The following is a 13,427-nucleotide window of genomic DNA, read 5'->3' on the forward strand; positions in this document are numbered from 1 at the left end:
GGACCAAACGCATGAAACAAGATGTTTTCGGACAGATGAACACCCTCAGCCACCCGGCCAGCGTCGAGGCGTGGGATGGTGTTCTGCTTGGGTTCATGGCGCATTCGGCCAGCACCCCCCAGCATCTGGGCAAGGTGCTGGAACTTGAGCCCGACTTTGCCTTGGGTCACGCGATCAAAGGTCTGTTCATGGTTCTATTGGGACGGCGTGAGATGACGGCAGTTGCGGTCGAGGCGCTGGCGGCAGCCAAGGCCGCCATGGAAAAGCAACCGGTCTCGGCGCGTGAGAGCCTCTACGTGCAGGCACTTGAGCTCTACCTTGCGGATCTGCCATCGCAATCCATCCAGAAATTCGAAGAAATCCTGCTCGCCCATCCCCAAGATACTTTGGCGATGAAGCTTAGTCACGCGACGCGTTTTGTTCTGGGCGACGCGGCCGGTATGCGGCGGTCGATTGAGCGCGTTTTGCCAACCTACGAGGCCAACCATGCCGGGCGCGGTTACCTGCTGGGCTGTCATGCCTTTGCGCTGGAGGAAACTGGCGCCTACGAGCAGGCCGAGATTGCCGGGCGCCAGGCGCTTTGGATGGTTTCGGACGATGCATGGGGCTTGCATGCGGTGGCCCATGTGCACGAGATGAAAGGTAACGCTCAGCTTGGTCTGGATTGGCTGGCCGGGCGCGAAGAGGCATGGGCGCATTGCAACAACTTTCGTTATCATGTCTGGTGGCACAAAGCGTTGATGCACTTGGATCTGGGTCAGGTCGATCAGGTGATGGAGCTGTATGACAACTACATCCGGCAAGACAAAACCGACGACTACCGCGATATTTCGAATGCCACCTCGTTGCTGTCGCGGCTTGAGCTGGAAGGCGTCGATGTTGGTAACCGCTGGGAGGAACTTGCCGACCTCAGCGCCGCGCGAACCGAAGATGGCTGCCTGATTTTTGCCGATCTGCACTATTTGCTGGCCCTGACGGGTGACAACCGCAGTGAAGCGACGAGCAAAATTTTGCATCGAATTCAAAAAGACGCTCAACGCAACCAAGGGGACACGCCGATCCGCATGTCCGACCCGGGTATCGCGGCTGCCAAAGGGCTTCAGGCCTTTGGCGAGGGCCTCTACGGTGCCGCTTTCGACTTTTTGTCAAGCGCGCGCAATAGTATGCAACTGGCAGGTGGCAGCCACGCCCAACGTGATGTCTTCGAGCGCATCACGATTGACTCGGGCCTGCGTGCGGGCCGTCTGGATGCTGTCGAGCGTATCCTGGACGATCGCCGCACCAAACGGTCTGGGGGCGAGGATAACTTTGCCTTAGCGCGCCGCGCATTGATCGACGCGGCCCGCGGCAACCGCGACGCACAAAGCGTCCCTGCGGAATAAAAAACAAAAAAAGACCAAAGAAGGACAGACTACGCATGGCGACTGCATCGCCCGTCTCTGATTTTGCGCCTGTGACTGCTTCGGCAGCCGCACCCGTCCGCGTGCGTGACCCAAGGCTGGATTTCTATCGCGGCATCGCGATGTTCATCATCCTGATCGCCCATATTCCGAATGATCCGTGGGCCAAGTGGATTCCGGCACGGTTTGGCTTCTCGGACGCGACCGAAATCTTCGTGTTCTGCTCGGGCATGGCCTCAGCTATCGCATTCGGCGGCGCGTTTGCTCGGAGAGGCTGGTGGATGGGCACGGCCCGCGTGGCCTTCCGCACCTGGCAGGTCTACTGGGCGCATATTTGCCTGTTCTTCTTTGTCGCCATGAGCATGGCCGCGCTGGATCAGACGGGTTTCTTTGAGAAAACATACATTTCCTCGCTGAACCTACAGCATTTTTTCAACGATCCTGCTCCTCAGATTGTTGGGTTGTTCACGCTGACCTATGTGCCGAATTACTTTGATATCCTGCCGATGTACCTTGTTGTTCTGGCGATGATGCCCTTGTTCATGGGGTTGTCTCGTATTGGATTCTGGGCCGTGGCTGCGACGTCTGTTGCAATCTGGTTGATCGCTCAGACCGGCGTCCTTGCGTTGCCAGCTGAGCCATGGTCGGACCGCCAGTGGTTCTTCAACCCGTTTGGCTGGCAATTGCTTTTCTTCACCGGGTTCGCCTTCATGCGCGGCTGGATCCCGGCCCCACCTGTGTCAAAGACACTGATCTGGGCGGCTGCTTTGTTCCTGATTTTCTCGATGCCATTCGGATCGTGGAAAGTCTTTACGTGGATCAACGGCGTCGCTCCCGATCTGGCCGATCAAATCCGCAAAGTCTGGCCCGTTACCAAGGAGTTCCGCGACAAAACAGATTTTGGCCTGTTCCGTTACATTCACTTCCTGTCCTTGGCCTATCTGGGTTGGGTTGCGGCGGGTGAGCATGGACACCGTTTGATTGCAACCGGCCAAGGTGCGGCTGCGAAAATCTGGCAATTCCTGCTGACCGTTATCACAAAGGTTGGTCAGCAATCACTGGCCGTGTTCGTATTTTCCATGGCAGCAGCGCGACTTATCGGCGTGGGTCTCGATCTGAGTGGGCGGAATGTTGCCAGTGTCTTTTTCGCCAACATGATTGGCTTTGCGATGATCATCGGCGTGGCATACATGGCAGCTTGGTTCAAGTCACATCCATGGAAGACAAAGAAATGAACCTGACACGTCGCGCATTTCTGGCCTCGACTTCGGCGCTTGCTTTCGCCCCGGCCACGTTTGCCTCTGGCGGAGAAACTCCTTTTGACCGTAATGCTGTCATCGAGATGGCCCGCGATCTGGCAAGCCGCCGCTATGCGGAACGCGAGATGGTGCCGCAGGAATGGCTGGACCTGACCTATCAGCAATACCGCTCGATCCGGTTCCGGCTGGACCGTGCGCTTTGGTACGAAACCGACGCGCCGTTCAACGTCGATTTCTTCACGCCCGGCCTGTACTTCCCGCGCACGGTTAAGGTCATGACGGTCGAAAACGGTGTGGCTGCTCCGGTCGCTTTCGATCTGGGGATGTTCGACAAATCCGAAGAGGTTCCAGAGCTGCCGATAGACGACACGCTGGGCTTTTCCGGCCTGCGCCTGCGAACGGAAATGCACCGCCCCGGCAAAACCGATGAGTTCTGCGTGTGGCAAGGTGCCAGCTATTTCCGGGCGATTGGCCTGCATGAGGTGTACGGGTTATCCGCCCGCGGCCTGGCCCTAAAGACCGGCGATCCGGATGGCGAGGAATTTCCCGAGTTCATCCGCTTCTGGCTGGAACGCCCGAAGCCCGGACAGCGCAACATGGTGGTTCACGCACTAATGGACAGCCCCAGCGTGACCGGTGCCTACCGGTTCAACGTCACGGCAGGCGCGGATTGCGTGATGGATATCGAAGCCACGCTTTTCCCGCGTGAGGATCTGACGCATGTGGGCATCGCACCGGGCACGTCGATGTTCCTGTTCGATCAGACCAACCACAGCCGGTTTGACGATTTCCGTCCAGCCGTTCACGACAGCGACGGGCTACTGATACGAAATGGTGCCGGAGAAGTTCTGTGGCGACCACTGGCGAATCCGACACGGCTGCAGATTTCGTCGTTCGTCGATACAAACCCGCGTGGATTTGGCCTGATGCAGCGCAAGCGCGCATTCTCGGATTACGCGGATCTTGAGGCGAATTACCACAAGCGCCCCGGCCTGTGGGTCGAACCCAATGGGGACTGGGGCAAAGGCACAGTCACACTGGTCGAGATTCCGGCAGATCAGGAGATTTATGATAATATCGTCGCCTATTGGCGGCCCTCTGAACCCTATGCAGCCGACAGTCAGGTCGATCTGTCCTACCGCCTGATCTGGGGTGAAGAACCGCAGCGGACACCAATGCCGCGCGTCATCAACACCGCAATGGGCGAAAATACATTCGGCGAAGGACGTCTGGCTGTCATCGACTTTGAGGCCTCTGACCTGTTCGAAGACCCCGAGGCGATGACCATTTTCGTGGATTCGCCACATGCCGAAACGTCCGAGGGCGTCCTGCAGCGCAACCCTGACACCGGCGGGTTGCGGCTGGCATTTTCGTTCGAGCCGGGCGACCGGGACCACGTGGAATTGCGCGCGCAGCTTTTGAAAGACAAAGAGCCGGCCTCAGAGGTCTGGCTTTATCGTTGGACCACATGACACGCGACCTGCATATCATGCCACCCAAGGCTCCGCTGCCTATGCCTGCGCAGAACTTTAGCGCGGGCTTTACAGATGCACAGGTGCCTAACGGGGATCGCCCCTCAGCCGGGTTTTGGCGGGCACTGGCGTTTTCGCCTGCTATGGCGGCCACACTGGGCCTGCTGTGGGTCATGACCGATTGGTTCGGCGCCGAAGGGATCAACCTTATCGAAGCCATCCTTCTGGCATTGATCTCATTCAATTTCTTCTGGATTTCGTTTACCGTCTGCACCGTGCTGCTGGGCATGTTGTCCTTGTCACGGCAGGAACAGCCCAGACGTGAAAGCCGTTCGCAACCTCTGCGCGTTGCGCTGTTGATGCCGGTCTACAACGAGGTGCCGTGGAACGTGCTGGGCAACGCCCGTACAATGCTTGAGGATTTGCAGGCACGGGGCGGACAGCACCACTATGCCATGTTTATCCTGTCGGACACCCGTGACCCCGAAATCGCGGCGCAGGAACAAGCCAGTATCGAGGCGTTGCGCACCACCCTCGCCCCCGGTTTGGAACTCTATTACCGTCGTCGCGCTGAAAATACTGACCGCAAGGTCGGTAACATCTCTGACTGGGTCAACCATTGGGGTGCCGGCTGGGACGCGATGCTGGTGCTGGATGCCGACAGCCTGATGACCGGTCGCGCCATCCTGCGTTTGACGGATGCGCTGGCCCGCGACCCCGGTGCGGGATTGATCCAAAGCTATCCGCAATTGATCGGTGCGCAATCTGTCTTTGCCCGGATGCAACAGTTTGCCAACGGCGTCTATGGTATTGCGTTCGCCGAAGGTCTGGCCCGCTGGTGTGGCCAAGAAGGCAACTACTGGGGCCACAACGCGATCATCCGCACAAAGGCTTTTGCCTCAAGCGCCGGTCTGCCCAAGCTTCGTACGTTCAACGGTCAGGAAAAACTGATCATGAGCCATGATTTTGTCGAGGCGGGCTTGCTGCGCCGTGCGGGTTGGGGTGTTAGGTTCCTGCCGCGAATTCGTGGTTCTTACGAGGAAACACCACCAACGCTGATCGACCACGCGCTGCGCGACCGTCGCTGGTGTCAAGGCAACCTCCAGCATCTGAAATTGCTTAGTGCAACTGGATTCCGCGCGGTGTCACGCTTCCACATGTTCCATGGGGCAGTGGGTTACCTCATGTCGCCGCTCTGGTTTGCGCTGCTGGTGATGTGGGCGCTGATTGGACAGGGGGAGGACGCCTCGGTTCTGCATTACTTCAGCCCCGACAACCCGTTGTTCCCGCAATGGCCTGAAATGTCGGAAACGCGGCACGTGCTGATTATTCTGGTCATGTATGCGATGCTTCTGGCACCAAAGATTCTGGGCGTTTTGGCCCTGCCCCTCAGCGGTGTGCACTATGCGGAATTTGGTGGCCGCTCCAAGTTCCTGACCTCATTCCTGGCCGAGGTGATCTTGTCCATCCTTTACGCGCCAATCCTGATGGTGCAGCAGATGATCGCGGTGTTCCGTACCGTTTTGGGCATTCAGAACGGCTGGTCCCCTCAGATGCGCGACGGCGGCAGCTACAGCCTACGGACCTTGATCTTGTGTCATGCGCTGGAAACGATCAGCGGATTTGCCCTGAGCGTTGGTATTCTGTCGGGTCTTGTTTCGGTATGGCTGGCCCCGATTGCGATCAGCCTTGCACTGGCAATTCCCTTATCCGCGCTAAGTGGAGTTTCGGCGAGTGCCGCGCGGCGCATGGTCGGGATGAAAGAGGATTTTCAAGAACCAGCCATTACTCGTATGGCCCGGCGACACAGGAATGAGTTGAAGCGGTTTATTGAAGGCAAAGGCGTCATGACCGCTGCCGAGTGATTAGCCACCCGGCAGACCCTCGTACCAGTCCACCATCATGTCAGCCCATCCCTTTGGCACAGTATGTCCGCCGGGGAACAGCGCGAGTTCCAGCATGCTGCCGTCGCTGCACCCGCTCCAATAGCGGCGCATAAACTGGCCGGTGACTGAAAACCCGCTTGGTTTGGTATCGACACATTCATTGGCGACCCGCCAGATTTCCAGACCTGCAAAAATATCGCCTTGATGAAACCGGCCACCACCTAAGATGCGGCCTTCCAACGGCACAACGTTATCCGTCCAGCCGTGGGTGTGAAACATTCGAACAGGGCCTTCGCAGCTTTGGGGTTGCGGGCGCCAGAATCCACCCGATACGGGAACATAGGCCGAAAACGTATCCGGTGACGCGCAGGCAAGATAGTAGACCATGAAGGCACCGGCCGAAAACCCGCCCAGGACCACTCGGTCTGCATCCACGCCAAACCGGTCGGAGGCATCCTGCACAACTTCGGTCAAAAAGGCGGCTTCGTCGCGCCCTTCCCAACCCGGAAAGAAATTCCAGCTTTTGCGGCCATTGCGGTCTGATCCCTCGGGCGCCATCACCGCATAGCCCCGCGCCAGCAGCGGCTCAACCATATTACGGTTTTTCAAAACTCCTTTGGCTGATCCGCCATACCCATGCAAGAAAACCAAGAGCGGCGGGTTTTCCGCGTTGGGCAGTTCGATGTGATAACCACCCGAGGCGGTTTCACACATGCCCTCGTGATCTGCGCAAGCGGCAAGGCCTGCTTGTCCGGTCATTGCCAGTATCGCAGCCGTAGTAAGTGTCCGGATCATCCCCATTCTCCTGCCTCGCGTTGGACGGGTAACCCAGCCCGCACCCATCCCGGCCCCGCAGCCGACCCAAGCATGCCTTCTGGCACATCGATTACGTTTGTGAATCCTGCCTCGGTCAATCTGTTGCTCAGCCTGGCCGACCGAACCCCGCGCGCACAGATCAGCGCAACCTTGGCACCCCGGTTGCCGCCTGTCAGTTGCGCCAACGCCTGTTCAAAATCATCGCGGCGCATGTCCAAAGGATATGCCCCTTGGCCGACGCCAGTGGCCCGCCATTCGCGCGGAGTCCGGATATCGACCAACAGAATTTCACCAGAGACCGCCTGTTTGTGCGCGTCCGCGGCACTTATCGTGCCACCGGCATAGTCAGGCGGGATCAGACGGTACTCCCGAACAGCAAACCCACCGGCGATCAGTGTCCCTGCCCCCAGCAAAACCCACCTTCGAGATCGATTTACCTTACCCGTCATGCGGTACCCTTTTACGCCGATAGGGCGTTCTATCACGACACTGCGCTTCGCGCTGTCATGGAATCCGGCCCATGGATCAAGTTCGCGTCATTGTAGCGCAGCTATAATGCAACCAATATGTATCTTTTAGAACAGGTCGAAACCTTGCATTTTCTGAACAGTCATTAAATTATTCATTCTAAATCTATAACATTGACCGCACAGCCCCGGAGTATCGCAGTTGTCCCTATTCCTTATCGCGGCCCTTCCCTTCCTCGGAGCTGTACTACCAGCCCTGCTGATCCGGGCAGGTCGAAACGCAGCAGCCTCGGCCGCGGGGCTAACGACCTTCCTGGCCCTTATGGGTCTGTTGATCCACATACCCTCAGTCATGCGCGGAGATGTCGTGACCGCGCGGTTCGAATGGATACCCGCGCTGGGACTGAACGCGAATTTTATGCTGGACGGTCTTGGGTTTCTGTTCGCTCTGCTGATCCTCGGGATCGGATTGCTGATTATCCTGTACGCTCGGTTCTACCTGTCACGTGAAGACCCGATGGGGCAGTTCTACACCTATTTGCTTTTGTTCCAGGGCGCGATGGTCGGGATCGTTCTGTCGGACAATATTCTGCTTTTGCTTATTTTCTGGGAGCTTACCTCGCTCAGCTCATTCCTGCTGATCGGCTATTGGAAGCACCTGCCTGAAGGGCGGCAAGGCGCGCGAATGGCGTTGGCCGTAACCGGTGGCGGCGGGTTGGCGATGATTGCCGGGATGCTGATCCTGGGCAACATCGCAGGGTCGTATGACCTGAGCGTCATTTTGCAGAACAAGGACCTGATTCAGGCATCGCCATACTATCTACCGGCCTTGATCCTGATCTTGTTGGGCTGCTTTACAAAATCCGCGCAGTTCCCGTTCCACTTCTGGCTGCCACACGCGATGGCGGCACCAACACCGGTTTCGGCTTATCTTCACTCGGCAACGATGGTGAAGGCCGGGCTGTTCCTGATGGCGCGGATGTGGCCGGTTCTGGCTGGGACGGACGCTTGGTTCTACATCGTGGCCACAACCGGTTTGATCACCATGCTGCTGGGCGCATGCATTGCCCTGTTCAAAGATGACCTAAAGGCGCTGCTGGCATTTTCGACGGTATCGCATCTGGGCCTTGTGACGATGCTGCTGGGTTTTGGCACGAAGTTCGCCGTTGTGGCGGCTGTGTTCCACATCATCAACCATGCAACCTTCAAGGCCGCGCTGTTCATGACTGCCGGGATCGTGGATCACGAAACGGGCACCCGCGATATCAAACGTCTGGGCGGGCTGCGTCACCTGATGCCGATTACCTTCACGATTGGAACCATCGCCGCCCTGTCCATGGCTGGCCTGCCACCGCTGAACGGGTTCCTGTCGAAGGAAATGATGCTGGAAGAGACAGTGCACACCACGTGGCTCAATTCGCATTACCTGGTACCCGGGTTGGCCCTGCTGTCAGCGTTGTTCTCGGCGGCATATTCCTTCCGGTTTGTCAGCCACGTCTTCCTTGGACCGGAACGCACCGATTACCCCCATCATCCGCATGATCCGCCTGTTGGCCTGTGGCTGGCCCCGGCGTTCCTTGTGGTGCTGGTCGTTCTGATCGGTCTGTATTCGGCGGCAATCGTAGGACCGCTGGTTGCTGTTGTCTCCAGCGCGGTGCTTGGCGGCGCGGAACTGCCTTATTACTCGCTGAAACTGTGGCACGGATTTACCCCGGCGCTTTACATGTCGGTCGTGGCCGTTGTCGGAGGTCTGTTCCTGCTGTCCCTGTATCGCCAAAGCAATGCTCTGTGGAACGCTCTGCCCCGACCCGAAGCCAAGGTTATCTTTGAGGCCGTCATAGGCGCGCTGGCCACGCTCAGCCGTTGGATCACTGACACGCTACATAACGGCGTGCTCAGCAGATATGCCATCATTGTTGTCGCGTTCACCGTTGGGCTTGGGTATTACGCCTACACCTCCGGCACGATTGGCCCGGTAACGCGTGAGCCGCTGCCCGCGCCAGTTATTCCAATCATCGGCTGGATATGTCTGGTCGTTGCGACGTTGGCGATCATGTGGTTCCACCGCAACCGCCTGTTGGCGCTGGTGCTGATCGGCGTGGTCGGTTTGATCGTCTCGATGGCGTTCAACTACCTGTCGGCACCGGATCTGGCGCTGACGCAGATTTCGGTCGAAGTGGTCACGATGATCCTGCTGCTGCTGTCGCTGAATTTCCTGCCCACAGATACCCCGCGGGACAGCAGCCCGGCGCGACGCTGGCGTGATGCGGCGATCTCGGTTGTGGCGGGTGTCGGTACCGGGGCCTTGATCTATGCCGTGATGCTGAGAGATTTTGCCTTCCCGACGATCTCGGACTTTCATCTGGCCAACTCGTACAAAGGGGGCGGTGGCACCAACGTCGTCAACGTGATCCTCGTGGACTTCCGGGGTTTTGACACCTTTGGCGAGATCATTGTTCTGGGCATTGCCGCCCTGATCATTTTTGCCCTGACCGAGTCCGTTCTAAGCACAAATGTTCGCGCCTACTTGCTGAACCGCAAGCCGCACTGGCCGCAGTCGGGGGATTCACATCCTCTGATGATGGTTGTGGCGACCAGGGTGATGATGCCGATCGCCCTGATGGTTGGCGCCTATATCTTTTTCCGCGGCCACAACCAGCCGGGTGGCGGCTTTATCGCCGGACTTGTCGTCGCGATCGCATTCCTGATGCAATACATGGCCAGCGGCTATACCTGGGCGATTGAGAGGCAACGTTTTTTCTACCACGGCACCATTGGCTGGGGTGTTCTTATCGCAGCTGCGACCGGGATCGGAGCATGGTTCAACGAACGCCCGTTCCTGACCAGTGATTTCGGCTATATCAACTGGCCACCGCTGGAAGAGTTCGAATGGGCCACCGCACTGCTGTTTGACACTGGAGTATTTCTTGCCGTGCTCGGCGCGGTGATGTTGGCGCTGGACAGCCTTTCGCGGCTCGCATGGCAACCCGGAATGGCACAGGAGTTCCCAATGGATATCAATCCGCTGCGGAACGACCCTAAAGTTGACGAATTGAAGGAGCAGGCCTGATGGAAGCGCTCGTTGCCTCTGCCGTAGGCGTCATGACCGCTGCGGGGATTTTCCTGATCCTGCGTCGCCGCACATTCCCGGTGATTCTGGGGCTTTCCCTGATCACATACGCCGTGAACGTGTTCCTGTTTGCCACCGGACGTCTTGCGTTGGATGCGCCCGCCGTTCTGAACAAATACGAAGAGGTTCCCTATACCGATCCTCTTCCGCAAGCGCTGGTCCTTACGGCAATCGTTATTTCTTTTGGAATGACGGCTGTGGTCGTGATGGTCGCGCTGTCTGCCTATCTGTCATCTAAAGATGACCACATCGACATGACTGCTCAAGACAGCGTAGACGCGCCGGGAGAAGACGCATGAACCACTGGATCGTTGCGCCGATCGTCCTGCCCGCGATTCTGGCTCCGTTTATTATCATGGTGTTGCGGTATCACCTTGATCTTCAGCGCATCTTCTCGGTCGCGGGTGTTGTGGCCTTGCTGGGTATCGCGCTGACCATCACCGCGCAGGCCGCAGGCGGCGATATTCAGGTCTATGAGCTGGGCAATTGGCCCGCACCGTTCGGCATCGTTATGGTTCTGGACCGTCTGTCGGCAATGATGGTCCTGTTGACCGCGCTGATTGCTCTGCCGATTGTTCTCTATGCTATTGCATCAGGATGGGATGATCGTGGCAAACACTTTCACGCGTTGTTCCACTTTCAGCTAATGGGCGTCTGTGGTGCTTTCCTGACCGGCGACGCCTTTAACCTGTTCGTGTTTTTCGAAGTGTTGCTGATTGCCTCTTACGGGCTGATGACCCACGGTGGCGGCTCGGTTCGGCTAAAGGCCGGAGTACAATACGTTGTTTACAACCTGATTGGCTCGACCCTCTTTCTGTTTGCGCTTGGTGTACTTTACGGTGTCACCGGCACGCTGAACATGGCGGACATGGCGGTTCGTGTGGCGGAACTGCCTGCCGAGGATACCGCTTTGCTGCGTGTGGGTGCGGTGCTTTTGCTGTTGGTGTTTTGCATCAAGGCCGCCGTGTTGCCACTGCATTTCTGGCTGCCAGCCAGCTACGCAAACGCACCGCTGCCGGTGGCCGCGCTGTTTGCAATCATGACCAAAGTGGGCGCGTATTCCATTGTGCGGATGTATACGCTGGGTTTCGGTCCAGAGGTCGAAGCGACCCAAGGCCTTGTCGGGACATGGCTGCAACCCGCCGCGCTGCTCACACTTGCTGTCGGAGCAATCGGTATCCTTGGCGCGCAGCATATTGCACGGATGGTGGCGTTTTGCGCCATTACTTCGATGGGCACCCTGTTGATCGCAATTTCGCTGTTCACAGAAACTGCCACGGCAGCTGCGTTGTATTATATCTTTCATTCGACACTTGCGACGGCGTTGCTGTTCCTTGTGGCCGATCTGGTGATGGAGCGTCAGGGTGGCGCCATTGAACCAAAGGCTCCGATGCCGCAAAGCGGGCTTGTCTCTGCCCTGTTTTTCGTCGGCGCAATCGCGTTGGCGGGCATGCCGCCGCTGTCAGGCTTCATCGGCAAACTGCTTGTGCTGGACGCAGCGCGAGACGCCCCCGATGCGGGCACGATCTGGGCTGTGATCCTCATCGGTTCGTTCATCACCATCGTCGGCCTGGCACGTGCAGGCACCATGATTTTCTGGAAAAGCCACGATGCCCAATACAATCCGGTCCCTAAGGTAGAAGGTGAAGAAGCCCTTGTCGCCGGCCCGCCCGAGCCAAACCCCGGATTGGCCTTTACAGCCGTGTTTGGCGCGGTTCTCGGCCTTGTGATGCTGACCCTGTTCGCTGGTCCTGCATTGAACTACGCTGGAAAAACGGCCGAGCAACTATTCACACCCGAAGACTATATTTCGGCCGTTCTGGGAGGAGAAGAATGATGAGACTTCTGCACCGGATTTTCCCGCATCCTCACCTGACCTTCCTGCTGACGGTCGTGTGGGTTCTGCTGGCCAATAACGGGTCACTGAACTCGGTCGTGTTTGGCCTGCTGTTGGGGATCATCATTCCATTCATCACGCAGCCCTACTGGCCCGATCGCCCCAAGCTGCGCAACTGGCCGATGGTTGCCGAATATATGCTGGTGGTCCTGTGGGATATCGTAATCGCCAACATCACCGTCGCCCGGATAATCCTGTTCAAACGTGACGCGGACCGTCACCCCAACTGGGTTCGCATCCCGCTGGAACTGCGCACGCCCGAGGCGATAACCGTTCTGGCCGGAACCATCACCATGACCCCTGGCACGGTCAGCTGCGATTTGTCGGCGCAAGGGCACAGCCTGCTGGTCCACTGCCTGGATGCCCCCGACACAGACGCGGTGCGCGACCAGATAAAAAACCGGTATGAACGTCGCCTGAAGGAGATATTCGAATGATCGAGGTTGCCATCTGGTTTGCTTTTGCCTGTTTTGGCGCAGCCATCATGCTGTGCCTGTGGCGGATCATTTCGGCTGAAGGTGTTGGCACCCGTGTTCTGGCTCTGGACACGATGGTGATCAACACAATCGCTCTTTTGATCCTCTACGGGCTTCACTTGGGAACCGAGGTCTTTTTCGAGGCCGCCATGATCATCGCCATGCTGGGTTTTGTCTCAACCGTGGCCTATGCGCGGTTTATGCTACGCGGCAATATTATCGAGTGAGGGCGACATGGAATTTATCTTTGAACTGCTGATCGCCTTCTTTCTGGTCATCTCGGGCATCTTTGGCTTTGTCGGCTCGTACGGAATGATCAAGCTGAAAGACCCGATGTCGCGACTGCACGCACCGACCAAGGCGACCACGCTGGGTGTAGGTGGCGTATTGCTCGCGTCGATCTGCCACTCGGTCTTGATTGAGGGCAAACTGTCTCTGCATGAGTTGCTGATCACCCTGTTCCTGTTTCTGACCGCACCGATCACAGCCCTGTTCATTGCCAAATGGCACATACACCGGCATGAAAAATCCGATGATCTGCCGAATGCCGGCGAGGATGAGCGTTGGGCCACCCACGCGGTTGAGCAGGTCGAAGACGTTCCAGACCACAGCAAGACCTGAGTT

At 57.8% G+C, this 13,427-nt stretch carries 12 protein-coding genes; 10 read left to right on the forward strand and 2 right to left on the reverse strand.

Annotation, left to right across the window (positions count from 1 at the left end; all coding sequences use genetic code 11):
• Nucleotides 1–11 precede the first annotated feature (11 nt).
• From AVO44_RS03060 to mdoH, 4 genes are read left to right on the forward strand one after another with little or no spacing between them, the layout of a single operon-like run.
• A complete protein-coding gene (locus AVO44_RS03060) occupies nucleotides 12–1,382 on the forward strand; it encodes a tetratricopeptide repeat protein (RefSeq protein ID WP_068332298.1) in 1,371 nt (456 codons plus the stop codon).
• Between the two features lie 35 nt (nucleotides 1,383–1,417).
• Nucleotides 1,418–2,635 (forward strand): OpgC family protein, encoded by a 1,218-nt coding sequence (locus tag AVO44_RS03065; RefSeq protein ID WP_068332300.1) that lies wholly within the window; start codon nucleotides 1,418–1,420, stop codon nucleotides 2,633–2,635.
• Nucleotides 2,632–4,131, forward strand: coding sequence for an OpgD/OpgG family glucan biosynthesis protein (locus tag AVO44_RS03070; protein ID WP_068332704.1), 1,500 nt, complete (start codon nucleotides 2,632–2,634; stop codon nucleotides 4,129–4,131). Before AVO44_RS03065 ends, AVO44_RS03070 begins: the two co-directional genes overlap by 4 nt.
• Nucleotides 4,128–5,996 carry a glucans biosynthesis glucosyltransferase MdoH gene (mdoH, locus tag AVO44_RS03075; RefSeq protein ID WP_068332303.1) on the forward strand — a complete coding sequence of 623 codons (1,869 nt, stop codon included), beginning with the start codon at nucleotides 4,128–4,130 and terminating at the stop codon, nucleotides 5,994–5,996. The genes AVO44_RS03070 and mdoH overlap by 4 nt, the downstream gene beginning before the upstream one ends.
• Here the strand turns inward: mdoH and AVO44_RS03080 are convergent, their stop codons facing one another.
• Together AVO44_RS03080 and AVO44_RS03085 are read right to left on the reverse strand one after the other, a co-directional pair.
• Nucleotides 5,997–6,812 (reverse strand): CE1 family esterase, encoded by an 816-nt coding sequence (locus AVO44_RS03080; protein WP_068332306.1) that lies wholly within the window; start codon nucleotides 6,810–6,812, stop codon nucleotides 5,997–5,999. It lies immediately after the preceding gene.
• On the reverse strand, nucleotides 6,809–7,282 hold the full coding sequence (locus AVO44_RS03085) for a rhodanese-like domain-containing protein (protein ID WP_068332309.1): 474 nt from the start codon (nucleotides 7,280–7,282) through the stop codon (nucleotides 6,809–6,811). Before AVO44_RS03085 ends, AVO44_RS03080 begins: the two co-directional genes overlap by 4 nt.
• Before the next feature lie 220 nt (nucleotides 7,283–7,502).
• Between AVO44_RS03085 and AVO44_RS03090 the strand changes: the two genes are divergently transcribed.
• From AVO44_RS03090 to AVO44_RS03115, 6 genes are read left to right on the forward strand one after another with little or no spacing between them, the layout of a single operon-like run.
• The gene (locus tag AVO44_RS03090) at nucleotides 7,503–10,370 is read left to right on the forward strand and encodes a monovalent cation/H+ antiporter subunit A (protein WP_068332312.1); all 2,868 of its coding nucleotides are present in this window, start codon (nucleotides 7,503–7,505) and stop codon (nucleotides 10,368–10,370) included.
• Nucleotides 10,370–10,729, forward strand: a complete 360-nt coding sequence (locus AVO44_RS03095) for a Na+/H+ antiporter subunit C (RefSeq protein WP_068332315.1) — start codon at nucleotides 10,370–10,372, stop codon at nucleotides 10,727–10,729. Before AVO44_RS03090 ends, AVO44_RS03095 begins: the two co-directional genes overlap by 1 nt.
• On the forward strand, nucleotides 10,726–12,267 hold the full coding sequence (locus AVO44_RS03100) for a monovalent cation/H+ antiporter subunit D (protein ID WP_068332318.1): 1,542 nt from the start codon (nucleotides 10,726–10,728) through the stop codon (nucleotides 12,265–12,267). The genes AVO44_RS03095 and AVO44_RS03100 overlap by 4 nt, the downstream gene beginning before the upstream one ends.
• Nucleotides 12,267–12,764 (forward strand): Na+/H+ antiporter subunit E, encoded by a 498-nt coding sequence (locus tag AVO44_RS03105; RefSeq protein ID WP_068332321.1) that lies wholly within the window; start codon nucleotides 12,267–12,269, stop codon nucleotides 12,762–12,764. The genes AVO44_RS03100 and AVO44_RS03105 overlap by 1 nt, the downstream gene beginning before the upstream one ends.
• Entirely contained in the window at nucleotides 12,761–13,030 is a 270-nt protein-coding gene (locus tag AVO44_RS03110; protein WP_068332324.1) for a K+/H+ antiporter subunit F, read from the forward strand. Before AVO44_RS03105 ends, AVO44_RS03110 begins: the two co-directional genes overlap by 4 nt.
• Nucleotides 13,031–13,037: 7 nt before the next feature.
• Nucleotides 13,038–13,424 (forward strand): Na+/H+ antiporter subunit G, encoded by a 387-nt coding sequence (locus AVO44_RS03115; RefSeq protein ID WP_068332327.1) that lies wholly within the window; start codon nucleotides 13,038–13,040, stop codon nucleotides 13,422–13,424.
• The last annotated feature ends 3 nt before the right edge of the window (nucleotides 13,425–13,427 follow it).

Origin of the sequence: Ruegeria profundi (assembly GCF_001507545.1) — a bacterium.
In the GTDB taxonomy this organism is placed as follows: Bacteria; Pseudomonadota; Alphaproteobacteria; order Rhodobacterales; family Rhodobacteraceae; genus Ruegeria; species Ruegeria profundi.

What these genes read in the sequence shown, in the direction of transcription:
- AVO44_RS03060 (WP_068332298.1), top strand. Translation starts at nt 12, where the DNA reads ATGAAACAAGATGTTTTCGGACAGATGAACACCCTCAGCCACCCGGCC.
- AVO44_RS03065 (WP_068332300.1), top strand. Translation starts at nt 1,418, where the DNA reads ATGGCGACTGCATCGCCCGTCTCTGATTTTGCGCCTGTGACTGCTTCG.
- AVO44_RS03070 (WP_068332704.1), top strand. Translation starts at nt 2,632, where the DNA reads ATGAACCTGACACGTCGCGCATTTCTGGCCTCGACTTCGGCGCTTGCT.
- mdoH (WP_068332303.1), top strand. Translation starts at nt 4,128, where the DNA reads ATGACACGCGACCTGCATATCATGCCACCCAAGGCTCCGCTGCCTATG.
- AVO44_RS03080 (WP_068332306.1), bottom strand. Translation starts at nt 6,812, where the DNA reads ATGATCCGGACACTTACTACGGCTGCGATACTGGCAATGACCGGACAA.
- AVO44_RS03085 (WP_068332309.1), bottom strand. Translation starts at nt 7,282, where the DNA reads ATGACGGGTAAGGTAAATCGATCTCGAAGGTGGGTTTTGCTGGGGGCA.
- AVO44_RS03095 (WP_068332315.1), top strand. Translation starts at nt 10,370, where the DNA reads ATGGAAGCGCTCGTTGCCTCTGCCGTAGGCGTCATGACCGCTGCGGGG.
- AVO44_RS03100 (WP_068332318.1), top strand. Translation starts at nt 10,726, where the DNA reads ATGAACCACTGGATCGTTGCGCCGATCGTCCTGCCCGCGATTCTGGCT.
- AVO44_RS03105 (WP_068332321.1), top strand. Translation starts at nt 12,267, where the DNA reads ATGAGACTTCTGCACCGGATTTTCCCGCATCCTCACCTGACCTTCCTG.
- AVO44_RS03110 (WP_068332324.1), top strand. Translation starts at nt 12,761, where the DNA reads ATGATCGAGGTTGCCATCTGGTTTGCTTTTGCCTGTTTTGGCGCAGCC.
- AVO44_RS03115 (WP_068332327.1), top strand. Translation starts at nt 13,038, where the DNA reads ATGGAATTTATCTTTGAACTGCTGATCGCCTTCTTTCTGGTCATCTCG.